This is a genomic window from Micromonospora sp. DT63 (genome assembly GCF_049841615.1).
Classification (GTDB): Bacteria; Actinomycetota; Actinomycetes; order Mycobacteriales; family Micromonosporaceae; genus Micromonospora.
Genome location: NZ_JBNCKQ010000003.1, coordinates 246,056 through 269,624, shown reverse-complemented (window position 1 = coordinate 269,624; position 23,569 = coordinate 246,056). Strand labels below are relative to the sequence as shown.

Annotated in this window: 22 protein-coding genes and 1 tRNA gene; 8 read left to right on the top strand and 15 right to left on the bottom strand. The window is 71.2% G+C overall.

All coding sequences use genetic code 11. From position 1 onward, the window contains the following. Positions 1-14: 14 nt before the first annotated feature. Genes pknB through ACLQ27_RS13520 form a run of 7 tightly spaced genes read right to left on the bottom strand, consistent with a single transcriptional unit; the run spans position 15 to position 9,018 of the window. The gene (pknB, locus tag ACLQ27_RS13550) at positions 15-1,838 is read right to left on the bottom strand and encodes a Stk1 family PASTA domain-containing Ser/Thr kinase (protein WP_425867008.1); all 1,824 of its coding nucleotides are present in this window, start codon (positions 1,836-1,838) and stop codon (positions 15-17) included. Next, positions 1,835-3,250: a protein kinase domain-containing protein gene (locus ACLQ27_RS13545; RefSeq protein WP_425867006.1), complete on the bottom strand. Its 1,416-nt coding sequence runs from the start codon at positions 3,248-3,250 to the stop codon at positions 1,835-1,837. Before ACLQ27_RS13545 ends, pknB begins: the two co-directional genes overlap by 4 nt. Before the next feature lies 1 nt (position 3,251). After that, entirely contained in the window at positions 3,252-4,757 is a 1,506-nt protein-coding gene (locus ACLQ27_RS13540; protein WP_425867004.1) for a peptidoglycan D,D-transpeptidase FtsI family protein, read from the bottom strand. After that, positions 4,754-6,244, bottom strand: a complete 1,491-nt coding sequence (locus tag ACLQ27_RS13535; RefSeq protein WP_234584504.1) for an FtsW/RodA/SpoVE family cell cycle protein — start codon at positions 6,242-6,244, stop codon at positions 4,754-4,756. Before ACLQ27_RS13535 ends, ACLQ27_RS13540 begins: the two co-directional genes overlap by 4 nt. A 30-nt stretch (positions 6,245-6,274) precedes the next feature. Beyond that, a complete protein-coding gene (locus tag ACLQ27_RS13530) occupies positions 6,275-7,741 on the bottom strand; it encodes a PP2C family protein-serine/threonine phosphatase (RefSeq protein WP_357491614.1) in 1,467 nt (488 codons plus the stop codon). Next, complete coding sequence (locus tag ACLQ27_RS13525; RefSeq protein WP_007454124.1) at positions 7,738-8,223, bottom strand: FHA domain-containing protein FhaB/FipA; 486 nt, start codon at positions 8,221-8,223, stop codon at positions 7,738-7,740. Before ACLQ27_RS13525 ends, ACLQ27_RS13530 begins: the two co-directional genes overlap by 4 nt. Before the next feature lie 6 nt (positions 8,224-8,229). Continuing rightward, positions 8,230-9,018 carry an FhaA domain-containing protein gene (locus tag ACLQ27_RS13520; RefSeq protein ID WP_007454122.1) on the bottom strand — a complete coding sequence of 263 codons (789 nt, stop codon included), beginning with the start codon at positions 9,016-9,018 and terminating at the stop codon, positions 8,230-8,232. A 207-nt stretch (positions 9,019-9,225) separates the two neighbouring features. Here ACLQ27_RS13520 and ACLQ27_RS13515 point away from each other — a divergent pair. From ACLQ27_RS13515 to ACLQ27_RS13505, 3 genes are all read left to right on the top strand, one after another. Beyond that, positions 9,226-9,311, top strand: a tRNA-Leu gene (locus ACLQ27_RS13515). A gap of 65 nt (positions 9,312-9,376) precedes the next feature. Then, positions 9,377-10,492: an NAD-dependent epimerase/dehydratase family protein gene (locus tag ACLQ27_RS13510; RefSeq protein WP_357491616.1), complete on the top strand. Its 1,116-nt coding sequence runs from the start codon at positions 9,377-9,379 to the stop codon at positions 10,490-10,492. Further along, a complete protein-coding gene (locus ACLQ27_RS13505; protein WP_266247620.1) occupies positions 10,489-11,295 on the top strand; it encodes a WecB/TagA/CpsF family glycosyltransferase in 807 nt (268 codons plus the stop codon). Before ACLQ27_RS13510 ends, ACLQ27_RS13505 begins: the two co-directional genes overlap by 4 nt. Before the next feature lie 68 nt (positions 11,296-11,363). Here ACLQ27_RS13505 and ACLQ27_RS13500 read toward each other — a convergent pair whose 3' ends face one another. After that, positions 11,364-12,920 carry a S8 family peptidase gene (locus tag ACLQ27_RS13500; protein WP_234584500.1) on the bottom strand — a complete coding sequence of 519 codons (1,557 nt, stop codon included), beginning with the start codon at positions 12,918-12,920 and terminating at the stop codon, positions 11,364-11,366. A 216-nt stretch (positions 12,921-13,136) separates the two neighbouring features. On the opposite strand from ACLQ27_RS13500, the gene ACLQ27_RS13495 reads away from it, so the two are divergent. Then, positions 13,137-13,736 carry a hypothetical protein gene (locus ACLQ27_RS13495; RefSeq protein WP_425867000.1) on the top strand — a complete coding sequence of 200 codons (600 nt, stop codon included), beginning with the start codon at positions 13,137-13,139 and terminating at the stop codon, positions 13,734-13,736. Here ACLQ27_RS13495 and ACLQ27_RS13490 read toward each other — a convergent pair. The 3 genes from ACLQ27_RS13490 to ACLQ27_RS13480 all read right to left on the bottom strand — a co-directional run bounded on the left by ACLQ27_RS13490 (position 13,704) and on the right by ACLQ27_RS13480 (position 15,383). Continuing rightward, entirely contained in the window at positions 13,704-14,105 is a 402-nt protein-coding gene (locus tag ACLQ27_RS13490) for a hypothetical protein (protein WP_234584498.1), read from the bottom strand. The two genes, ACLQ27_RS13495 and ACLQ27_RS13490, sit on opposite strands and share 33 nt — an antisense overlap. A 211-nt stretch (positions 14,106-14,316) precedes the next feature. Continuing rightward, a complete protein-coding gene (locus ACLQ27_RS13485; protein ID WP_007454112.1) occupies positions 14,317-14,538 on the bottom strand; it encodes a DUF397 domain-containing protein in 222 nt (73 codons plus the stop codon). After that, the gene (locus ACLQ27_RS13480; protein ID WP_234584497.1) at positions 14,508-15,383 is read right to left on the bottom strand and encodes a helix-turn-helix domain-containing protein; all 876 of its coding nucleotides are present in this window, start codon (positions 15,381-15,383) and stop codon (positions 14,508-14,510) included. Before ACLQ27_RS13480 ends, ACLQ27_RS13485 begins: the two co-directional genes overlap by 31 nt. A gap of 626 nt (positions 15,384-16,009) precedes the next feature. Here ACLQ27_RS13480 and ACLQ27_RS13475 point away from each other — a divergent pair. Next, positions 16,010-16,294 (top strand): hypothetical protein, encoded by a 285-nt coding sequence (locus ACLQ27_RS13475; protein WP_234584496.1) that lies wholly within the window; start codon positions 16,010-16,012, stop codon positions 16,292-16,294. A gap of 96 nt (positions 16,295-16,390) precedes the next feature. After that, positions 16,391-16,831 (top strand): hypothetical protein, encoded by a 441-nt coding sequence (locus ACLQ27_RS13470; protein WP_357491624.1) that lies wholly within the window; start codon positions 16,391-16,393, stop codon positions 16,829-16,831. A 7-nt stretch (positions 16,832-16,838) separates the two neighbouring features. Here ACLQ27_RS13470 and ACLQ27_RS13465 read toward each other — a convergent pair whose 3' ends face one another. Continuing rightward, a complete protein-coding gene (locus ACLQ27_RS13465) occupies positions 16,839-17,666 on the bottom strand; it encodes a PASTA domain-containing protein (RefSeq protein WP_425866997.1) in 828 nt (275 codons plus the stop codon). Positions 17,667-17,831: 165 nt separating this feature from the next. Continuing rightward, positions 17,832-18,530, bottom strand: coding sequence for a PASTA domain-containing protein (locus ACLQ27_RS13460; RefSeq protein ID WP_357491628.1), 699 nt, complete (start codon positions 18,528-18,530; stop codon positions 17,832-17,834). A 122-nt stretch (positions 18,531-18,652) separates the two neighbouring features. Here ACLQ27_RS13460 and ACLQ27_RS13455 point away from each other — a divergent pair, with 122 nt between their 5' ends. Continuing rightward, on the top strand, positions 18,653-20,188 hold the full coding sequence (locus tag ACLQ27_RS13455) for a hypothetical protein (protein WP_425866995.1): 1,536 nt from the start codon (positions 18,653-18,655) through the stop codon (positions 20,186-20,188). 45 nt (positions 20,189-20,233) lie between these two features. On the opposite strand, the gene ACLQ27_RS13450 is transcribed toward ACLQ27_RS13455, so the two are convergent. Both ACLQ27_RS13450 and ACLQ27_RS13445 read right to left on the bottom strand, forming a co-directional pair. Further along, positions 20,234-21,712: a glutamate--cysteine ligase gene (locus ACLQ27_RS13450; protein WP_357491632.1), complete on the bottom strand. Its 1,479-nt coding sequence runs from the start codon at positions 21,710-21,712 to the stop codon at positions 20,234-20,236. Between the two features lie 285 nt (positions 21,713-21,997). Further along, positions 21,998-22,579 (bottom strand): YceI family protein, encoded by a 582-nt coding sequence (locus ACLQ27_RS13445; RefSeq protein ID WP_357491634.1) that lies wholly within the window; start codon positions 22,577-22,579, stop codon positions 21,998-22,000. A 99-nt stretch (positions 22,580-22,678) separates the two neighbouring features. Here ACLQ27_RS13445 and ACLQ27_RS13440 point away from each other — a divergent pair, with 99 nt between their 5' ends. After that, complete coding sequence (locus tag ACLQ27_RS13440) at positions 22,679-23,185, top strand: MarR family winged helix-turn-helix transcriptional regulator (protein ID WP_357491636.1); 507 nt, start codon at positions 22,679-22,681, stop codon at positions 23,183-23,185. Positions 23,186-23,569: the final 384 nt, after the last annotated feature.

The window sequence follows — 23,569 nt, the reverse complement described above, 5'->3', positions numbered from 1 at the left end:
CCAGGCGCGGACTGCTAATCCTCGGGAAGCCGGACCGGCGGCGGGAAGATCGGCTGACCGGAGCCACCACCGGTACCCGGCGTCGTCGGCGTGCCGCTCGGCGTCGGCGTCGGCGTCACCGGCGGGCTGGGCGTCTCCTCGACCTCCTTCGGCTGGCTCACCTTGATGGTCACCCTGGTGCCGCTCGCCTTCTTGTCCTTGGCGTTCGGGCTCTGGTCGGTGACCTTGCCGGCCTGGTCCGCCGGCACCTCCGGGCCATCCTGGACACTCACCACGAAGCCAGCGTTGCGCAGGGTGCGGGTGGCCTCGTCCTCGCTCAGCCCGACGACGTCCGGCACCTCGCGGACGTTGCCCTTCGACACCTCGAGGGTCACCTTCGTGCCCTCGGGCACCTTCTGACCCTCCGGTGGGCTGACCTTGACGACGATGCCTTCGCTCTCCGTGCTGTCGACCGGCTTGACCGTGGAGTCGAGCTTCGCCTCCTCAAGGCGGGCGACGGCGCTCTCCTCCTTGCTGCCCTTGAGTCCGGTCGGGACGGCCACGTCGGGCCTACCGCCGCAAAGCTGAATGGTGACCGTGCTGGCTTCCTTCAGGCGAGCGTTCGGCTGGGGGTTCTGGCCGACCACCGTGCCCTCGGCGCAGGTGCTGTTCAGAACCGGCTCGCCGACAACCGGATTGAGACCGGCTTTTGTGATGTCGGCGAACGCGGCGTCCCGTGTCTTGCCGGTGAGGTTGGGAACCGCCTTCAGGTCCTTGTCCTGCTGCTGACTCCACAGCAGGGCGGCGACCAGGGCGATCACCGCCAGCACGCCGACCGCGCTGAACAGGGCGATCAGCCAGGAGGACGCCTTGCGCTGGCGCGGATCGCCGACCCGGGCGGGGATCTGCCGGGTCTGCTGCCCGGCGGCGGCGGGCGCGTAGCCGGCACCGCCGCCGGCCGGGGCCATCGCCACCGTCTCGGCCTCGCGCAGCACCGGAGTGGCAAGCACCGGACGGCCGGCGGCGGCGCGCAACAGGTCGGCACGCATCTCGCCGGCACTCTGGTAGCGGTTGAGCGGGTTCTTCGACAGCGCCTTGAGCACGATCGCGTCGACCGCCGGGGTGACGTCCGGGTTGATGTCGCTCGGGGTCGGCGGAGTCTCCCGCACGTGCTGGTACGCGACGCTGACCGGGCTGTCCCCGACGAACGGCGGGTGCCCGCAGACCAGCTCGAAGAGGACGCAGCCGGCCGCGTACACATCGGAGCGGGCGTCCACGGCCTCGCCGCGCGCCTGCTCGGGCGACAGGTACTGGGCAGTGCCGATCACCGCGCTGGTCTGCGTCATGGTGGTCGCGCCGCTGGCCAGCGCCCGGGCGATGCCGAAGTCCATCACCTTGACCTGGCCGGTCTGGGTGAGCATGACGTTGCCCGGCTTGATGTCCCGGTGGATGATGCCGTGCCGGTGGCTGAACTCCAGCGCCGCACACATGTCGGCGCAGATCTCCAGCGCACGGCGGGGCTGCAGGCGGCCCTCGGCCCCGAGGACCTCCTTCAACGTCCGTCCGTTGACGAACTCCATGACGATGAAGGGCAGTGTCTCGCCGGTCGGCGCGGTCTCCTCGCCGGTGTCGTAGACCGCCACGATCGCCGGGTGGTTGAGCGATGCGGCGTTCTGCGCCTCCCGGCGGAAGCGCATCTGGAACGTCGCGTCCCGGGCGAGGTCGGTGCGGAGCATCTTGATCGCGACGTCCCGACCGAGCCGGAGGTCGCGACCGCGGTGCACCTCGGCCATGCCGCCATAGCCGAGCAGCTCGCCGACCTGGTACCTGCCACCGAGCAGGCGGGCCTGCGCTGTCATCGCGTCTGTCGTCCTTCGCTCGTCGTCGTCCCGCCGTCACCCGGCCGGAGTCGTACCTCACGACGGTACGACGTCCGGGTCGCATCGTCGCGTTCGTCGAGCCGCAGCGCGCCGGACGTCACGGTCTGTGAAGCTGCCGTCCCGGCGGCACCGTTCTGCGACTGCTTGCGCAGGTTGTAGGAAATCACGCCGGAGCAGAGCAGGACCAGTAAGGCCAGCAGGACGGCGAGGAGCACCATCCCGGGTCGGGACCGGCGGGGCTCGGACGCCGGCAGCCCCGAGCCGGCCTGCCGGGCGTACGCCGGTGGGTGTTCCTGCCGGGTCGGTGCCGGCGGCACCGCCGCGGCGCCGCGCGGGTAGCCGGCAGCGGCGACCGGCGGGCGCGCGTGCGGTACGGCCGGCGCGACAGCGGTCGGACGGGGCTGCTGGGCCGGCGCGACAGTGGTGGGTCGCTGCCCGACGGGAGGCTGCCGGTGCGGGGCGTTCGGCGGGCGGAGCTGCTGCGCCTGCGGCACCTGGGCCCGACCGGGAGCCGCGGGTGAGGACGGCGCACCGGAGACCGGGCCGGTGTGACCGCCGGCCCGGGCCTGCTGGGACAGCGCTGCCTTGAGCTGACGGGCCACCCCGGCGAGAGCGGCGGCGCTCGGCCAGCGGGCAGCCGGGTCCTTCGCCAACGCCCGCTCGACGACGGCCCGGACCTGCGGTGGGATGTCGGACGGCAGCGGCCGGGGTGTTTCCCGCACGTGCCGCATGGCGATGTCGAGCGGGTTGTCGCCCTCGAACGGTCGCCGCCCGGCGAGGCACTGGTAGGCGACCACGCCGAGCGCGTACACGTCGGACGCCGGAGTGGCCACCTGACCGGTGGCCTGCTCCGGAGAGATGTACGAGGCGGTGCCGAGCACCGAGCCGGCGGCGGTGAGCTGGCCGACGATGTCGGAGCGGGCGATGCCGAAGTCGGTAAGCACCAGCGTGCCGTTCGGCCGGACCAGCAGGTTGCCCGGCTTCACGTCGCGGTGCACGATGCCCTTCTCGTGCGCGGCGTGCAGCGCGTCGGCGGCCTGCGCGACAAGCGCCATCGTCCGGGCCGGGGTGAGTCGACCGACCCGGCTCAGCGTGGACGACAGGGCGTCGCCCTCGACGTACTCCATGACCAGGAAGGCGATCTGCTGGTCGTTGCCGAAGTCGTAGACGTCCACCACGCCGGGGTGGTTGATGGTCGCCATGGTCCGGGCCTCGCCCCGGAACCGCTCGGCGAAGTCGGGGTCGTCGAGCAGCGCGGGGAGCAGGCTCTTGACCGCTACCGTCCGGCCGAGCACCTGGTCGGTGCCGCGCCAGACGTCACCCATGCCGCCGCTGGCGATCCGCTCGTCGAGGCGGTAGCGGTTGCCGAGCTGGACGCCGGGGCTGAGCATGTCAGCGGCCTCCGGGGTCGTTGATGGCGGCCTTCATGATCTGGCCGCCGATCCGGGCCGCCTCGGCGCTGCCGCCGCTGCCGGCCTGCTCCAGCACGACACACACCGCGGAGACCGGGTTGCCGTTCTTGTCCAGCGCGAAGCCGATGAACCAGCCGTGGTCGGGGCGGTCCGGGGCGGACTGCGCCGTGCCCGTCTTGCCACCGACGGTGTAGCCGCTGATCGCCGCCTTCTGGCCGGTGCCCTTCTGCACCACGCTGACCATCATCTCGCGCAGGTCGCTGGCGACCGGACCACTGACCGGCTGACGCAGCTCCCGCGGCTTCGCGGTGTAGTAGCTGGTGGTCCGGTCCGGGGCGAGGAGCTGCCGGACCAGGTACGGCCGCATCTGGCTGCCACCGTTGGCGACCGACCCGGCGATCATCGCGCCCTGCAGCGGCGTCATCCGGACGTTGTTCTGGCCGATCGACGATTGGGCCAGCGCGGCCGGGTCGGTGCTGCCGTCCGGGTTCAGCATGTCGCCGGTCCGGCTGGCCGCCGTCCGCAGACCGCCCTCGCCGAGCTGCCCGACCGTGAGGTCCTCCTGCTCGAAGCCGAACTGCCGGGCCTTCTCCTTGACCTTGTCGGCGCCGAGCCGCACACCGAGCTGCGCGAAGCCGGTGTTGCACGACTCGGTGACCGCCTCCAGCAGGGTGACCTGCGCCTCGGGGCAGATCGACGCGGCGGCGTTGCGGATCGGGCTGCCCGAGGTGGGCGGGGTGTAGCTGGAGCCGGCCGGCATCGGGGTCGACTTGGTGACCCCGTTCTCCAGCGCCGCCGCGGCGACCACGATCTTGAAGGTGGAGCCCGGGGGGAGCGTCTCGGACAGGGCCCGGTTCTTCAGCGGGCCGTCCGGGTTCTGCTCCAGCTTGTTGATCTCCGCTGCGGCTTCGTTCGTGTTGTGGCTGACCAGCGGGTTCGGGTCGAAGCTGGGCATGGACACCAGGGCCTGCACCGCACCGGTGCGCGGGTCGATGGCGATCGCCGCGCCGCGCTTGGCGTCCACCTGGTTGTTGCGCATCTGGTCGTACGCCACGTCCTGCGCCCGCTTCGACAGCGTGAGGAGCACGTTGCCGCCACCGGTCTCGTCGCCGGTGAACATGTCCTTGAACCGGTCGCCGATCAACTGGTCGCTGGTGCCGGCCAGGAAGTCGTTCTCCACCTGCTCGATGCCGGTGTCGGCCAGGTTGACCGGCTTGTAGCCGAGCACGTGCGCGTACTTGGCCCCACCCGGGTAGGTGCGCTGGAACTTCAGCTTGCCGGTGGTCTCCTTGCTGGTGGCCACCGCCGTTCCGCCGGCCTCGATGTTGCCGCGCTTGCGCTTGTAGTCGGCGACCTGGACCCGGCCGTTGTAGTCACTGGTGCGGTACTCGTCGGCCTTGTACGCCTGGATCCAGTTGAGGTTCGCGAAGAGCAGACCGAACAGGACCATGACGACGATGCCGACACGGCGCAGGGGTGCGTTCACGGCTTGATCACCTCCGTGGGAGCACCGTGCAACTGCTCGGGCGGGCCGCCCGCGGGCCGGCTCGCCTTGCCGGCGCCGCCCGTCACCGGTCGCCGGGCCCCGTCGGAGACCCGCAACAGCACCGCGATGAGCAGCCAGTTCGCCATCAGCGACGACCCACCGGCGGACAGGAACGGGGTGGTCTGGCCGGTCAGCGGGATGAGCTTGCTGATGCCGCCGACGATCACGAAGACCTGCAGGCCCAGGGTGAAGGCGAGGCCACCGGCGAGCAGCTTGCCGAACGAGTCACGCACGGCGAGCGCGGCGCGCAGGCCCCGCTCCACGATCAGCAGGTAGACCACCAGCAACGCGGACAGGCCGAACAGGCCGATCTCCTCACCGATGCCGGCGAAGATGAAGTCGTTCTGCACCTCGGGCAGGATGTCCGGCTGACCGCCACCCGGCCCGGCGCCGAAGAGCCCGCCCGTACCGAGGGCCAGCAGACCCTGGACGAGCTGGTAGCCCTTGACGTGCGGATCGGCGAACGGGTCCAGCCAGATCTCGGCCCGCAGGTAGAAGTTGGCGAACGGCCCGCCGACCGTCGACCCGAGGACGTACGCGAGGTAGGCGCCGCCGAAGAAGAGGATGAGGCCGATCAGCAGCCAACTGACCCGTTCGGTGGCGATGTAGAGCGTCACCACGAACATGCCGAAGTAGAGCAGCGAGGTGCCCAGGTCCTTCTCGAAGACCAGCACCAGGAGGCTGATCAGCCAGACCACGACCACCGGCCCGAGATCCCGACCACGCGGGAAGTCGATGCCGAGGAACCGCCGGCTGGCCAGCGAGAGCACCTCACGCTTGCGCACCAGGTAGTAGGCGAAGAAGACCAGCAGCGCCAGCTTGGCGAACTCACCCGGCTGGAGCGAGAAGCCGCCGACCCGGATCCACAGCTTGGCGCCGTTGATCTCGGAGATGCTGCTGGGCAGCACCGCCGGGAGCATCACCAGCACGATGCCGGCAAGCCCCAGGGTGTACGCGTACCGCGAGACCGAACGGTGGTCGCGCATGATGGCGAGCAGGCCCGCGGCGAGGATCACCGAGGCGAGCGTCCACGCGAGCTGCCGGCCGCCGATGCCGGCGAACGTGGCCAGGTCCTCCCGGTCGACCGGGGCGGCCTCGCCCAGGTCGATCCGGCGCAGGAAGCCCACCCCGAGACCGTTGAGCAGGGCCACCGCCGGCAGCAGAGCCGGGTCGGCGAACGGGGCGAGGAACCGGATGACCAGGTGCAGGCCGAGGAAGACCGCGCCGAGGGCGGCGGCGGGCATCCAGAAGTCCGGGGTGACCGTGTCCAGAAGGTTCGCCTCGACGGTCGCCATGTACGCGGCCACCAGCACCATGGCCAGCAGCAGCAGGGACAGCTCGGCGTTGCGTCGGGACCGGGCCAGGCGTACGCCGGAATCCCCGCCCGTGGTGGCGGGCGAGGGTGCCGGTGTGGCCGCTACGGTCACGGGTGGAGTCCTTGGGATCTCAGCCGACGCTCACTCGGGAGACCGGCAGCCGGCCGGGTCGAGCGCCGGCGTGGCCGAGTCCGAGGGCGTGGCGTCGGGTGCGGTGGTCGGATCGGTGCCGCCGGCGGTGGCCGCGTTGGTCGGGCTCGCGCTGACGACCCCGTTCACGGACGCGCCGGTGCTGGGGCTGGTGTTCGGCGTCGGCGACGTCGCGGGAGGGGTCGGGGGCGGAGTGGGCGTCGGCGTGCCGGTCACCGCGCCCGTGTCGGACGGGCAGATCGGCTTCAGGTTGGGGTTGGTCGGGGTGTCGCTGGTCAGCTCGGCGAGCTGACGCTCGGCGTCCGGCTCGTTCTTGGCCCGGATGCCCACCTTGACCGTGTCCTGAGCGGCGACGGTCAGGTCGTCCAACCGGGTGCCGCTGGTGCGGTGCACCGTCGAGAGGTCCATCCCGGCGATCTGCCCCTGGATGCCACGGAAGACGGCGACCTGCCCCTCGTCGGTGGCGCCCACGTAGTACTGGCGTTGGGTGTACGTCCAGCCGCCGAAGGCCGCGCCACCGACGATGACCAGCAGGGCCAGCGCCATCGCGGCGGTCCGCACCGGCCGGCGCTTCGGGCGCTCCGGCTCGTCGTCCGACGCGTTGGGCTCCTCCGGCGCGGCGGGACGCGGCGCGGAGAGCGCCGAGGCCCGGGCGGCCGGGGTCGAGTCGTCGGCGGAGGTGGCCATGCCCCGGTCCCGGGCGGCAGCGCCGCCGACGATCGGGGTGGCCTCGACGATGTCGTGGTCGGTGGCGTCGGCGATGATCACGGTGATGTTGTCCGGACCGCCGCCGCGCAGCGCGAGCTGCACCAGCCGCTCGACGCACTGCTGCGGATCGGTGTACTCCCGCAGGGTCTCGCCGATGGTCTCGGCGCTCACCACGCCGGAGAGGCCGTCGCTGCAGATCAGGTAACGGTCGCCGGGCAGCACCTGGCGCACCGAGTACTCCGGGTCGATGTCCCGGCCGTCCAGGGCCCGGGTCAGCAGGGACCGCTGCGGGTGGCTGCTGGCCTCCTCGGCGCTGATCCGGCCCTCGTCGACGAGCATCTGGACGTACGTGTCGTCCTTGGTGATCTGGGCGAACTCACCATTGCGCAGCAGATAGGCCCGCGAGTCGCCGATGTGGACCATCCCCAGCTTGCTGCCGGAGAAGAGGGTCGCCGTCAGAGTGGTGCCCATCCCCTCCAACTGCGGGTTGGCGTCCACCGTGTCGCGGAGCTGTTGGTTGGCGGTGCCCACGGCCGAACGCAACGCGTCGACGAGAGCGTCCCCTGGGACGTCCTCGTCGAGCGGCGCCATGGCACCGATGACGATGTTGCTGGCGACGTCACCGGCGGCCATGCCGCCCATGCCGTCGGCAACGGCGAGTAGCCGCGGCCCGGCGTAGACGGAGTCTTGATTGCCGTCACGGATCAGACCGCGGTCGCTGTGGGCCGCATAGCGCAGGGTCAGAGTCATGGCCGTAATTCGAGGGAAGTGCGGCCGATCCGGATCGGCACGCCGAGGGGTACGGGGGTTGGTCCGGTGACCTTAGCGCGATCTAGGTACGTGCCGTTAGTCGAGCCGAGGTCCTCGACGAACCACTGGCCCTCGCGCGGCACGAGTCTCGCGTGCCGCGCCGAGGCGTAGTCGTCGGTGATGACCAGGGTGGAGTCCTCGGCCCGACCGATGGTGATCTGCGCTTCACCGAGGGTGATGCGGGTGCCGGCCAGTTGACCTGCGGTGACCACCAACTGGTGGGCCGCCCTGCCCCGCTTCACCTTCGCCGGTTTGGCCGCCTGCCCCGTCGAGGCGCCAACCGCGCGTGGTGCCGCCACCAGGCGACCGGACCGGGCCCCCGCGAAGAGATCCCGACGGATCACGCCGACCACCGTGAACACGAAGATCCACAGCAGGATCAGGAACCCGAACCGGGCAACGGTGATGACCAGTGCCGGCAAGGCGGCTCAGCCGTCCACGCGGAAGGTCAGCGTCGTGGTGCCGAGCTGGACCATGTCACCCGGGTTGAGGGCGACGGCGGAGACCCGCTGCCCGTTGACCATGGTGCCGTTGGTGGACCCCAGATCGGTCAGCACAACCTGGCCGCCATCGAAATCCAGCCGGGCGTGTCGCCGGGAGATGCCGACGTCGGGCAGGCGCAGGTTCGCCTGGTCGCCGCGACCGATCACCGTCGACCCCATCTGGAGCGGGTAGGTGCGGCCGTCACCGGAGACCAGCCGCACGTTGCGGCCGCCACCGTGCCCGGGCGGCGGGCCGTAGCCGCCACCCTGGTCGTACGCGGGGTAGGCGGGCGGGCCGGCGTCGTAGCCGGGCGCCGACACGGGGGCGACCTCGCCGCCGGTGTAGACCTCGGCGGTGACCCGGAACATCCCCGTGTCCAGGCCCTCGCCCCGCTCGATCTCGACGATCACGTCGCCGTAGACCGTCCAGGCCTGCTCGCCGATGAACTCCGCCTGCGACTGGGCCAGCTCCTGGGCCAGCGCGGCGGCGTACGGCGCCAGACGACTGTGGTCGAACGGCGAGAGATCGATCACGTAGCGGTTGGGCACCAACGTGCGCCCACCGGCCAGGATCGCCTTGTGCGCCTCGGCCTCCCGCTGCATGGCGTTGAGGATCTCCACGGGGTGGACCACCCCTTTGAAGACCTTGGCGAAGGCCCCCTCGACCAGGCCTTCCAGACGCTTCTCGAAGCGTTGCAGCACGCTCACCGGCTCCTCCTCGGGTCCCGAGGACATGATGGTATCCGGCCGGCGCGCGCGCAGCTCACACGCCGCTCGGCCGGCTGCTCCCGGCCCGTTCGGAAGGACCGGGACCGCCGTGCTAATCTTTCGTCCGCCACGAACGGTAACCGCTCGTGGCGAGCGTCTGGGACAGCGTAGTATTCCCGGGGCCTGTTGGAGACAGCGGGTCCGGGGCGGTTACAGTGTCCCGGGTCGTGCCACGGGGATGTGGCGGAATGGCAGACGCGCACGGTTCAGGTCCGTGTGCCCGAAAGGGCGTGGGGGTTCAACTCCCCCCATCCCCACCAAAAGACGAGGGCTCCGCGAAATGCGGGGCCCTTCCGTCATATCGGGGCGGGCCGGACGTCACGCTATGCTCCGATGGTTTCTGCCTCCGATGGACCAGGAGTGGCGTGTGAGTGTCGCGTTGGTGACCGGGTCGGGCGGTCTGATCGGCTCCGAGGCGGTCCGGCACTTCGCCGGCCTCGGTCTGGACGTCGTCGGCATCGACAACGACATGCGTCGGTACTTCTTCGGCGAGGACGGCTCCACCTCGTGGAGCCTGGAACGGCTCGCCCGTGACCTGGGTAACTCCTACACCCACTTCGCGGTGGACATCCGGGACCGGGACGGCCTGGAGCAGGTGTTCAAGAAGTACGGGTCGGACATCGCCGTGGTGATCCACAGCGCGGCCCAGCCGAGCCACGACTGGGCGGCCAAGGAGCCGTACACGGACTTCGACGTGAACGCCGGTGGCACGCTCAACATCCTGGAGAACACCCGCCGTCACGCGATCGACGCGCCGTTCATCCACTGCTCGACCAACAAGGTCTACGGCGACCGGCCCAACAGCCTGCCGCTGATCGAGCTGGAGACCCGGTACGAGCTGCCCGAGGACCACCGCTGGTACCAGGGCATCACCGAGGAGATGTCGATCGACCACTCGCTGCACTCGGTCTTCGGCGCCTCCAAGGTCGCCGCGGACGTGATGGTGCAGGAGTACGGCCGCTACTTCGACATGAAGACCGCCTGTTTCCGGGGCGGCACCCTGACCGGCCCCGCCCACTCGGCCGCCGAGCTGCACGGGTTCCTGGCCTACCTGATGCGCTGCGTCATGGAGGGCCGGACGTACAACCTGTTCGGCTACAAGGGCAAGATGGTCCGCGACGCGATCCACTCGCACGACGTGCTGACCGCGTTCGAGGCGTTCTTCCGGTCGCCCCGCTCCGCCGAGGTCTACAACCTCGGCGGCGGCCGGCACTCGAACACCTCGCACATCGAGGCGTTCGCGATCGCCCAGGAGATCACCGGCCGCGAGGCGCAGATCAACTACGTCGAGCAGAACCGCACCGGCGACCACCAGTGGTACGTGAGCAGCATGGCCCGGTTCGAGGAGCAGTACCCGGAGTGGAAGATCACGTACGACGTGCCGATGATCCTGCGGGAGATCTACGAGGCCAACGTGGACAAGTGGGTGCCACAGTCGTGACGGCCAGGACCAAGCGCAACGTGCTCGGCGTCCTCGTCGACGCCACCGACTACGCCACGGCCACCGACGCGGTGGTGACCGCGGCGCACGAGCGTCGGCCACTCGCGCTCACCGCGCTGGCCGTGCACGGCGTGATGACAGGTGTGCTGGACCCCGCGCACAATGCCCGGCTCAACTCCTTCGACGTGGTCACCCCGGACGGACAGCCGGTGCGCTGGGCGCTCAACCTGCTGCACCACGCCGGGCTCACCGACCGCGTCTACGGGCCGACGCTCACCCTGCACGTGCTCTCCCGCTTCGCCGACGAGGGGCTGCCGGTCTACCTGTACGGCTCGACCGAGGAGACGTTGGCCAAGCTGATCCCGGCGCTGGAGCGGATGTTCCCCGCGCTGAAGATCGCCGGTGTGGAGCCGTCGAAGTTCCGCGCGGTCCAGCCGGGCGAGGACGCCGAGATCGCCGACCGGATCCGGTCCAGTGGCGCCCGGCTCGTCCTGGTCGGGCTCGGCTGCCCGCGCCAGGAGGTCTTCACGTACGCCATGCGCCCGCTGCTCGACATGCCGCTGATGGCGGTCGGCGCGGCCTTCGACTACCACGCCGGGCTGCTGCGGCAGCCTCCGCCGTGGATGCAGCGCGCCGGTCTGGAGTGGTTCTGGCGGCTCGGTCTGGAGCCGAAACGACTCTGGCGCCGCTACGTGATCCTCAACCCCGCCTACCTGACCCGGCTCGCCGGTCAGAAGACCGGTCTGTGGAAGGCCCGCCCGCCGGCCCCGGCCACCGAACGGCCCGCCACCTTCGCGGTCTGACCCCCGATCCCGTACGACACGAGGCCCCACCCGGACAGCCGGGTGGGGCCTCGCCCGTGAAAGACCGCTCAGACGGTCAGGGTCCAGCTGTTGATGTAGCCGGTGTCGGCCGAGTAGGTGTCGCGCACCTGAAGTCGCCAGGTGCCGTCGGCGGCCTCACCTGACACGTTGGCCGTGTACGTGGTGTTCACGTTGTCGGCGCTGTCCGAGGTGCTGCTGTTCTTCAGCCGGTACGCGCTGCCGTCCGGGGCGAGCAGGTCGATGACCAGATCACCGCGGTACGTGTGCACGATGTTCACCGCCACGGTGGAGGCCGACGAGGCGTTGCGCCCACAGCCCGCGATCGTGATCGAGCTGGTCACCGCCGCACCGGCGTCCGGGATCGACACGTCGGTGCCGTTGGTGCCGGTGCAGCCGGTGGGCGGCGGGGTGGTGCCGCCGCTGCCCACGTAGAGCAGCCGGTTCGGCGAGCCCGAGCCAGGGTTGCCCACCACGTTCGGGGTCGCGTTGGCCACCATCTGGTCGCGGATCTGCTGCGGGCTCCAGCTCGGGTTGGCGCTGGCCAGCAGCGCCGCCGCGCCGACCACGTGCGGCGTGGCCATCGAGGTGCCGCTGATCGTGTTGGTCGCGGTGTTGCTCGTGTACCAGGCCGAGGTGATCGACGACCCCGGCGCGAAGATGTCCAGGCAGGTGCCGACGTTGGAGAACGACGACCGGGCGTCCGAGCTGGTCGTCGAGCCGACCGTGATCGCCTCCGCGGTACGCCCCGGCGAGGTGTTGCAGGCGTTCGCGCCGTTGTCGTTCCCGGCGGCGAGGCCGTACGTGACACCTGACGCGATCGAGTTGCGGACGGCGGTGTCCAGCGAGCTGTTCGCGCCACCGCCGAGGCTCATGTTCGCCACCGCCGGCTTGATCGCGTTCTGGGTGACCCAGTCGACACCGGCGATCACGCCGGCGTTGGTGCCACTGCCGGAGCAGTTCAGCACCCGTACGCCTACCAGCTGGACGCCCTTGGCCACCCCGTACGAGGATCCGCCGACGGTGCCGGCGACGTGCGTGCCGTGCCCGTTGCAGTCGTCGGCCGACCCGCCGTCCACGGCGTCGTAGCCGGAGGTGGCCCGGCCGCCGAAGTCGTTGTGGGTGAAGCGGATGCCGGTGTCGATGATGTAGGCGTGCACGTTGCTCGCCGTGTTCGGGTAGGTGTAGGAGCTGTCCAGCGGCAGGTTGCGCTGGTCGATGCGGTCCAGGCCCCAGGAGGGCGGGTTGGCCTGCGTTCCGGAGATCGACACGGTGTGGTTCTGCTCGACGTACGCGACGGCCGGGTCGGCGGCGATCCGTGCCGCCGCGCCCGCGCTGACGGTGACCTCGAAGCCACGCAGCGCCGTGCCGTAGGTGCGGGCCACCCTTCCGCCGTGCCGGCCGGTCAGCCGCTGTGCGGTGTCACCGACCCGGCTGGGGGCCACGGCGGTGTCCTTGAGGACGACGATGTAGCTGTCCGGCACGGCGGTGGCTCCACCGGCCTCCCGAACGACGCCGACGGGCTCGGCGGCCAGGGCCGGGGTGCCGACGGCCAGTACGGTCGCGGCGGTCACCCCGACCAGTACGGACCTGCGTGGAAGACCCATCTCCCTACCTCCCTCCGACCGGCGGCGAAGCGCGACCACCGGTACCACACTGATCGACGCTTGCCGATCGAGCCGAGAGTAGATCGACGGCCCCGGCAGATAAACATGTCGAAACGTCCATCACGTCGATGGGATGTCCCCTACGGGCCGGCTTCCGGGGCCAACGGGGGTCCGGCCCGGATTCGCCGCGCTCGGGGACGGGAAAGACTCTCCGACATGGAGAGTCAGCTCACCATCCTGTTGCCGGTCGCCGCCGTCTGGCTGGCCGCCGGCGTCCTGGCCGATCGACTGCCCCGGCTGCGCGACGCGCGTGCGCTTCGTCGGCGTACCGGATGGTTGCTGGCGCTCGCGCTGGCGGGCGTGGCGCTGGTCGCGGCCGTGTCCGTCGGCGGGCTGCTGAGCGCCGGCAGCACGCCGTTCGACCGGGCCGGCGCCGGGCTCACCCTCGCCACCGGGCCGGCGCTCGTGGTGGCCGTCTGCTCCGTACGACGGATCCGTCGCCTGTGGGCCGGGGCCGGCGCGTTCGACACCGCACCCGGTACACCCGCCCCGCACGGGCTGCGCGCCGCCGCGGCACACCCGCTCATCGGTTTGCCGTTGCAGGTGACCGCCCTCGCGACGGTGCCGGCGGTGATCGCGGCGGTCGGCGCGGACCTCGGCGCCGAGCCCGGGGTCACCGGGCCGGCGATCACCGTCGGCGCGCTCGCCGTGGCGGCGATCGGTGTCCGGCACGCGCTGCGGCACAGCCGGCTCACCGAGCGGGCTCAGCCTGCCGCGCCCCGGTCAGCGCGAGCGGCCGGACCCCTGCACGTATAGCAGTTCGAGGATCGCGCGGGTCGCCTCGAACCAGCGGTCCAGCCAGCCCGGCGGCGGGATGCTGCCCTTCGGCGGCAGTTCCAGCAGCAGGCCGCGCAGCAGCGGGTGGTCGGCCAGCGAACCGGTCGGCTCCATCGGCCAGCCGGTCGGCGGGAACGACGGCTCGACCAGCGGATTCGGGTCCAGTGAGGGCAGCGAGAGCGGCGCGTCGGCCGCCTCCGGGTTCGCCGCCTCCCGCCCGTTCAGATCCTGGTCGGTCGAGACCACCTCGGTCAGTACGGTGTCCCGACGCGCCCCGCGGTACTTGCCACCGAACCGTTCCGGCTTGCCCGGACCGTTGGTGAGGTTCTCTGAACCGATCGTCGTCATCCGTCTCGCCTACCTCGCTCGGGTGCGGGTCGGTGCGGCGGGTCGTCGACCAGCGCCGTACCGACGGGTTCAACGAGGCGGACCCGCTGTGGCGACGGGAATCCCGGCGGAACATCGCTGAGCCGGCGGGTCGCCCCGGGTCGGCGGCGCTCCGGGACACGGCGAGTCCCCGTCCGGTCGGGACCGGACGGGGACTCGACTGCTCACTCGGTCAGACCGAGCCCAACACACCATCCCTGGTGCCGGCGACGAAGGCGTGCCAGTCGCCGGGAGCGAAGACCAGGGCCGGGCCGGCCTTGTCCTTCGAGTCCCGCACCCCGACCGCCCCGGTCACGTACGCCACCTCCACACAGTTGTCGCAGTTCGGCCCGCTCTTCGAGCTCTTGAACCACGTCGCCTGCGTCAGGTCCACGGGGAACCCCTTGGTCGCCATTTCGGCTCCTCTGCCAGTTTTGCGATGTGTGCGACGGACTCCTCTGGACGAATGGCCGCAGCGCGGATGTGATCGAAGATGAAGCTGTACTTCTGCAGTTCGTCGCTCTTCTCGAGGAAGAGCCCACCCGTGGCGTTCTCCGCGTACACGACATCCGGATCACCGGGCTCGGGAAAACTGAGGATCGTGAAGGTCCCGTCCATGCCGGCGTGCGCACCCACCTCGAAAGGGAGGATCTGGAGCGTCACGTTCGGCAACTCGGCCACCTCGACCAACCTCCTGAGTTGGCCGCGCATCACCTCGTCCCCGCCCACCGGCCGACTTACCACCGCCTCATCGAGCACCACCCACAGATCGACCGGATCGTCCTGCGTCAACAACGACTGACGGCCCAGTCGGACACGCACCCTCTGATGTACCTGATCGGCGGTGAAGTCCGGACGGGCGGCCCGGATCATCGCCCCGGCGTACTCCTCGGTCTCCAACAGGCCCGGCACGACCTGCTGTTCGTACGCCCGGATCGAACTCGCCGCCGCCTCCAGCCCGACGTACGCACCGACCAGCACCGTGCTGTACGGGTGCCACCAGCCCTTCTGCCGCGCCTCCCGGGCGATCTGGACGAGTTCGTCGCTCTCGGCACCCACGACGCCGTAGATCCTCAACATGTCCCGCACGTCGCGCGGGGTGGCCGTGGTGTGCCCCGTCTCGATCCGGGAGACCTTGGACGCCGAGCACTCCAACTGCTCGGCGACAACCTCGATGGTGATGCCGGCCGACTCCCGCTGCCGGCGCAGCTCGGCACCGAGCCGCCGCCGTCGGATCGTCGGGCTGCGCCGCTCACTCATTGCGCGGCCTCGGTGTTTCTGGTCCTCGCCGCTGGTTGCTCGACCCCACTCTCGGGCTACCTCCGGTCGACGCGCCACTGGCTGCCGCTCACCGGGGGCGCGACCGTCGACCGGCGAGCGTTCGCGACGAGGGGTGGTGCCGGTCATCGGCCGGCCGCGACGGGCGAAACCGGCCCTCAGTGTGCCGTCCGTACGCGGATGGCTTCAAGCGCCGCTTTGCGTGGCGGACTCACGTATCGGCAAAAGTCGACGTGCAACTTGCATGAAGCACGTCGCTGATGCAGTCTGTCCGTATGGCACGGATCACTCAGCGTCTCCGTCCGCTCTCCGGGTGTGGTGACCCCACCGACCCCGGACGGCCGGGCGGCACGCGGGCCCGGCCGGCGCCACCCAGACCTGCGCCGGGGTGATGACCCCACCGCTGCAAGCCAGCTGACTGCGGCGGTGGGCGCGGTTCCCGGAAGCAGTCAGGTGATGGTCGGGTGGCGGCACGCCACCAGCGGGTACGGCCCGACCACCATCACGCACCAACCGGTCCACGAGGCGCGATCCCGTCACCGGGCCGAGACATCCCAGACCAGTCACCCCGCCGGCACCACGCCGGCTCTCCCTCCCCAGGAGCCCATGTGCTTCCCCGCTCCGGTGACGTTCTGCACGTGACTCGCGCGGCGAGTGTCCAGTTCCTCAGGCCGATCATGTTCCGGGTGATCCGGGTGCTCGACTGGCCGACCTACGACGGTTGGCTCTGGCTCGACGGCTACGAGCTCAACGCCGCCGGCGACGCCGTCAGCCGCCGGTCGATCTTCGTACAGCGGGAAGGGCTGCAACAGGTGCAGGCCGCACCGGAGCCCCGCCCGCACACCGTACGGACCCGACGCCCTGTCTCTCGTACGCCGGTCAGAGTCGGCTGACCAGCGCGAACCGCCGCGGGTAGGCGTGCCGTCGCCATAGAATTGGTACGCCCACCCCGGCATGTTTCACCGCACGTCCAGGACCCTGAGCCTGGGATGGTCATGGTCAATCAGCCCGCCGTGCGGCGGCACCACCGCTGGAGTATCACCTACGCTCTCGGACTACTCGCTCTCCTCGGCGCAGTGACCACCATGGTGGTCCTGGTCCGCGACCCGGCGTTGTCGTCCACCCGGCTGGCCGTTCCGGTGCCGGCTCCGGAGATCACTGTGGTCGACTCCGACCCGCCGACCGACGAACCCGGCTGGATCAGCGCCGACGCCCCCGACGGACGCGTCGGAGCGGCCGACACGCCCGGCCCGGCAGCCGGGGCCGGCGCGGGTGGTCAGTCCGACGGACAGCAGGAACTCACCGAGGCAGCGCCCGCCGGGCACGCCGCCACGGACGTCCGCCGCTCGCTGTTCTGGTCCGGAATCTTCGGCCTCACCATCTCGCTCGCCGGCCTCGGCCTCGTCGGCACCCGCCGCCGGATGTGGTGAACAACCGTCACGGCGTTGTCGTCACCGTCGGACTCGAGCTGGTCGGCCTGGTCGGGCTGGTTGAGGTCGAGGGTCGCGCCTGGGAGATCACCAGTAGCACCTCCTCGTCGGCACCTACCGTCGCGCCGGCCTCCGGATCGGTGCCGACCACGGTCCCCGGCGGCAGTTGGGACGGGCGGTACACCACCCGGTAGCTCAGGCCGAGCCGCTCCAGCAGCCCTTCGGCGGTGGCCTGCGTCAGGCCGGTCAGCGGCGGCACCGGTATCTGCGCCTCCTCGGTGGTGGCCGCCGGGCTGCTCGGCGTCGCGCTGCTGGGCGCCGCCGAGGTCGGGGCGCTGCTGCTCGGCGCGGCGGTGGCACTGGTCGGCGGGACGGACGGCGTCGCCGGGTCGTCGGGGTCGTCGTCCCGGGCGTTGAGCACCACCCACAGAGCCGCCCCGAGCAACCCGGCGAGCAGCAGAGCGAGTACGCCCCAGAGGATCGGCAGCCACCAACGCCGGCCACCCTGCTCCTCGACGTACCAGTCCGGGGCCGGTTCGGCTGGTCGGGGCGCGCGCACCTCGGCCCGCCCGGACCACGGCGGCGTCGTCGACCGTTCCAGCGGCATCCGCGCCGTCCGATCGCCCGACGGCCCCGAGGCGGCCCGGTCGATAGGCATCGTCTCGTCCGACGATCCACTACGACCACCCGAAGCGCCCCGGTCGATCGGCATCGTCTCGTCGGGCGACGCGGGGCGGTCCGGCGGCTGCGGACGGCTGCCGCCGGAGGGCGGCAGGGGGCGCGTGCGGTCGTCCTCGGGCTCCCCGGCGGGCGGCTCCTGGCGGTCGTCGCTCATCGCACGTCCTTTCCCGAACCGGGCGGGCGCCGTGGCCCTCGACCGTCAACCTAACCGCCCACGTCGACATCGGCCGGTATCGGTGGTGCGAACCGCGCGCCGCGATCGGGTCAGGTGGTGTCGACGGGCCAGGCCGGGGCGGGTCGCCGCGCTCAGCGGTACGGGTCAGAGGGTGGGCTTCACGGTCGGCTGGCTCGGCGGGGCCGCCGCCCCGCACCAGATGCTCACCTCGTCGTTCCAGCGGGCCGGGCCGTCCTCGGCCGGCTCCTGCTGGCTGACCTTCCCGCTACGCCCACTGCGGTAACGCGGGTAGAGCCCCTCCTCGACCAGTTCGTCGGCCGCCTCGGCGCAGTCGTCGCCGACCACGTCCGGCACCTCGGCGGCGGGGGCCGGACCGGCCACCTGCAACTGAACTGTGGTGCCCCGGGTCACCTCGGTGCCCACGGCCGGCGAGGCGCTCTCCACCGTGCGGCCGGTGCCACCGCCGAAGACCAGACGCCAGCCCAACCGCTGCTTACGCAGCATCTCGCGTGCCTGCACGAAGTCGGTGCCGACCACCGGTGGCACGGTCAGCCCGGTCCCCTTCGTCGTGGCGGCGGTCGTCCGTGGGGCGGACGGCGTGGTCCGGCCGGTGGTCGGCCGGGACGAGGTGGGCCGGTCGGTCGGCGTACCGGCCGTGGTGGCCACCGCCTGCGGGTTCACCGGAGATTCGTCATCCTCGCCGGCCAGCAGCCAGCCACCTGTCGCACCGACCACCGCCAGCAGCACCGCGACCAGCCCGCCACCGAGCAGCACGCTGGCCCGGCTTCCGCCGCCGGCCTGGCCGCCGGCGGAATCCTGCCGACCCGTGTTCGCGTCCGTCATACCGCCCACCGCCTCATCACCGGCGACCGTACCGTCCGCCGCCCATCACGTTGTGCCGACGGTCCGTACCGGCGGGTCACTGCGACTCGCCGCACCGACGACGGGACGTTACGCTGCCCGGCATGGCCAGACGGGGCTGGGGAGTATCGATCGTGACGGCGATCGGGGTCGCTGCCGGCGCGGGCGCCGCGCAGCTCGGCTTCGGCTACGGGCTCGGCGTCATCACCTGGACGCCCACCGACGCCGGGGCCAACGACACGGCCTGGGCCGATGGCCTGGCCTGGGCCACCTGGCTCGCCGCCAGCTCGACGGTGCTCGGCGCGGTCTGCGCGCAGCGACTGCACCAGCGTGCCGTACCCCAGGTTGGTGACCAGCCGACCGGCGTCGCCGGGCCGACGGCACCCGCTCCGGCGACCGAGGCGGCCCCACCACAGCCGGCGGCGCTCGAAGAGGGCTCGCCGAGCGGGGTCGAGGACACCGACGTGGCACGGGCCCAGCCGACCTCGGGGGTCGATCGATCCGCGCCGGTGGCCGGCACGCTGCCCGACGAGCGAGGCGGCCTGTTCCGCAGGCTGTCCCTCGCGCTCGGCGCCGGTCTCGGTGGACTGGTCACCGTGCTGCTGGTCGCCGTACCGGCCCGGGTCGCCGTGGGCGCCGACACCGACGCGCCGCAGCGGATCGCCGCTCTGCACGCGGTGCTCGGCATCCTGATCGGCGTGTTCGTCGCGCTCTGGGCGCTGCGCTCCCGCGCCGCCGCGTTGAACGTCACCGCGACGGCCGCCTGGCTCTGGCTGCTCGCGGTGGTGTCGGTCATCGACGGAGTACGCGTCGGGCGCGGGCTCACCGGCGCTCAGCTCGGCACGTGGCAGCTCGACCCGGACCACGCGCGGTACTGGATCGGAGGCCAGCTCTACTGGCCCGGTGCGCTGCTGGCGCTCGTACCCGCGCTTGTGATCGGTGCCCTGGCCGCTCGGGGCGCCGCGCGGTCGGGCGGGCACCGGATCGGCGCGGCCGCCTCCGGCGCGGCCGGCCCGCTGCTCGTCGCGCTCGCCTACCTGACCACCGTGCCACGTTGGGCGACCCCGGGGCCCGCACAGTTCTCCACCCAGCTCATCGCCCCGTACGCGGTGATCGCCGGCGTCGGCGGTTCGATCCTGGCCGCCCGACTCGCGGAACGGGTTGGCCGCCGACGTGCTGCCAACCGACGACCGACCGCTCCGGCCGAGGAGCCCGAACGGGCGTCGACCACGGCGGCCGACCAACCGGAACCGACGCCGACCGGGTCGACCGGACAACGCAGACCGACGTCGGCTCCTGCGGCCGGCCCACTCGAATCGGCGTCGACCTCTCCGGCGGATTCCAGCCGGGGCGCGGGGCTCGACAGGACCTCTAGCCCGACACCCACGGCCACTGAAGAGGGCGGGGCGGGCGGCACCCGGCCGGGACGTCGTGCCCGCTCGGTGAGCGACGCCGCGACCGGTACGGCAACCCGGCGAGGCAGGACCGCCGCGGCACCGGCCACGCCGGAGACCCAGCCGGACGACGCGACCACCACCCCGCCCCGCGTCCCCGCCCCACGCCCCGCCCCGGACGCCGCAGCCCCCACCGACGCCCCGACCCCCCACCGAGCACGCCCACCCCGCCGCCCCACCACCTGACCCTGGGTCTCACCCCGCTGCGCTCCGGGCGGGTGGAGGGGAGGGTCAGTTGACGGGCCAGGTGTGGACTGGCTCGTTGGTGCGCTGGAGTTCCGCGTAGCGCTGCACCATGTGGTGCAGGGCGGCGCTGCGGTCCATGCCCCGGTGGCGCTCGGCCGCCCAGACCGTCTCGGTCTGCCAGACGGCGCCGTTACGGCCGGTACGACAGCGCTGTTCGATGATGCCGAGAAGCCGGTCCCGCTGTGCCGGGTCGACGCCGAACCCGTCCAGGCCGGTCGCGGCGACGGGCAGCAGCTGCTCCAGCACCAGCTTGGTGACCGGCACGTCACCGAACCGGGGCCAGTGCAGCACGGCGTCCAGACCACGTCGGGCCGCCGCGTGGAAGTTCTCCTCGGCCGAGCTGAACGTGAGCTGACTCCAGATCGGGCGGTCCGCCTCGGCCAGGCCGCGGACCAGCCCGAAGTAGAAGGCCGCGTTGGCCAGCATGTCCACGACCGTCGGACCGGCGGGCAGCACACGGTTCTCCACCCGCAGGTGGGGGCGGTCGTTCATGATGTCGTAGACCGGGCGGTTCCAGCGGTAGACGGTGCCGTTGTGCAGCCGCAGCTCGCCCAGTTTGGGCACTCCGCCGGCGTGCAGCACCTCCACCGGGTCCTCGTCCTCGCAGATCGGCAGCAGCGGCGGGAAGTACCTGACGTTCTCCTCGAACAGGTCGAAGATCGAGGTGATCCACCGCTCGCCGAACCAGACCCGGGGACGTACGCCCTGAGCCTTGAGCTCTTCCGGGCGGGTGTCGGTGGCCTGCTTGAACAGGGCGATCCGGGTTTCGGCCCAGAGTTGACGGCCGTACAGGAAGGGCGAGTTCGCTCCGACCGCGACCTGCACCCCGGCGATGGCCTGGGACGCGTTCCAGTAGTCGGCGAAGCTGTCCGGCGCGACCTGGATGTGGAACTGGAGGCTCGTGCAGGCCGCCTCGGGGGCGATCGAGTCGGTGTGGGTCCGCAACTGCTCGACGCCACGGATGTCGAGTTCGATGGCCTCGCCCCGGGCACCGACGATCTGGTCGTTGAGCACCCGGTAGCGCTCGTTGGTGGAGAGATTGTCCTCGACCAGGTGACCCTCGGTGAGGGTGGGCAGGATGCCGACCAGGACAATCTTCGCGTCGGACTTGGCCGCGCGCTCGTCGGCCCGGGTGAGGCTGCTGCGCAGGTCGTGTTCGTAGTCGGCGAAACCGGTGCCCTCGATCAGTCGGGGCTCGGCGTTCAACTCCAGGTTGAACTGCCCCAACTCGGTCTGGAACAGCGGATCGGCGATGTCGGCGAGGATCTCCTCGTTGCGCATCGCCGGCTCGGCTCGCGAGTCGACCAGGTTCAACTCGATCTCCAGGCCGGTCATCGGCCGGTCCGCGTCGAAGCCGAAGTCGTCGAGCATCAGGGCGAAGACGTCCAGGCACCGTCGGACCTTCTGCCGGTAGCGGACGCGGTCCTCCGGGGTGAAGGCGCCCTGCGAGACGTCCCTGCCCATGTGTCCTCCCGACAACCGGCGCGGTCGGGATCCTGCCGTCCCGGAAAGCGCATTGTGAACCATCCACGTTAAGAGCGCTCGCCTGGCCAGGGCCAGAGGCCGACGACGATGACCCGACGCCGGCCGGAGCGGATGCGCTCGTGGCGCCATCTCTACCCCGTCGCTGCCGCGCCGGACCCCGTGACGGTGCCAACAAGTCGTGACAATTCACACGCGCTGGGTACGGACGACGCCGGGCCCGCGCCGACGTGCGGCGCGGGCCCGGCGTACCGGTGATCAGTGGGATCAGGCCTGACGGACGGCCTCGCCCTCGATCTCGATCTTGATCTTCTTGCCGACCAGCACGCCACCGGTCTCCAGGGTGACGTTCCAGGTCAGGCCGAACTCCTCGCGGTCGATCTCGGTGCTCGCGGAGAAGCCGAAGATGTCCTGGCCGAACGGGCTGCGGCCCACGCCCTCGAACTCGACCTCCAGCTCCACCGGACGGGTGACGTCCTTGATGGTCAGCTCACCGGTGAGCACGAACTCGTTGCCGCGGCGGGACTTGACGCCGGTGCTGCGGAACTCCAGGGTCGGGTACTTCTCGACGTCCAGGAACTCGGGGCTGCGCAGGTGCGCGTCCCGGTCGCCCTGGGTCGTGTCGATGCTGGCACCCTGGATGGTGGCGACGACCGAGGACTGCAGCGGGTCCTCGGCAACGGTGATGGTGGCGGTCGCCTCGTTGAACTCACCGCGGACCTTGCTCACCATCATGTGCCGGGCGACGAAGCCGACCCGCTTGTGCGCCGCGTCCAGCACGTAGGTGCCGGCCGTCGGGATGGTGAGGCCGTCCCAGTCGCGGGTAACCGCATCGGTGCTGCTGGTCATGCTGCTGTCCTCCAGGAGATTGTTTAGTAGCCCAACGACTGCTTGAGCAAATATAACCGCAACAACATTCCCTCTGTCAAGTACTGGTAGGGTTAACGAGTGACCAACGTGTTCGACGACCCCCGGATCACCGCGGTTGGCCTCCTCTACGAGGTCCACGCCGGGCTCTCGGCCCGGTTCGCCGCCCAACTAGAGGAGCACGACCTCTCCGTGGTCGAGTTCGAGGTGATCACCCGACTGGCCCGCTCGCCGGGCAACCAGCTGCGGATGACCGACCTCGCCGCGCAGACGTCGCTGTCCACCAGCGGGGTGACCCGTGTGGTGGACCGGATGGAACGCGACGGGCTGCTCACCCGCCGAGCCTGCCCGAACGATCGCCGCAGTTCGTACGCGGTGGTCACCGCGTCCGGCATGCAGCGACTCGACGAGACGCTGCCCGGCCATCTGCGGATCATCGAGCAGTGGTTCACCGGCCAGCTCGACCCCGAGGCGCTGGCGGCACTGCTCGACGGCCTGCGCCGCGTGCGGGACGCCGTCCATCCCGGTGCCACCGCCGGCAGCACCGATCAGGACATCGCCGCCGCGGACGACAGCGACCCGGCCTGACCGCTGACGCCCGGGCCTGGCGCATCGTGGCGACCCGGCCTGCCCGGCGGCGTTCATCCGGTTGTTGTCGGCGGCGCCGAACCGCGTTGTCGGCGGCGCCGAGCCGCATTGTCGGCGGCGCCGAGCCGCATTGTCGGCGGCGCCGAGCCGCATTGTCGGCGGTGGTCGAGCCGCATTGTCGGCGACGGTGGAGCCCGGTCGGGGCGACGTCCGGGCATTCGGCGGCGGGTATGGCGAGGGCCGGCAGCACCGGCAGAAAGACCGGCAGAACTGACGTTGCAGACGGGACAAACTTCTTGAAGAGCACCTTCTGCCCCGGCAGCGGTGGCAGGCTTTCGTCCACCGGGGAATCACCGGGGGGTGACGGCGCGGGCGAACAGCGAG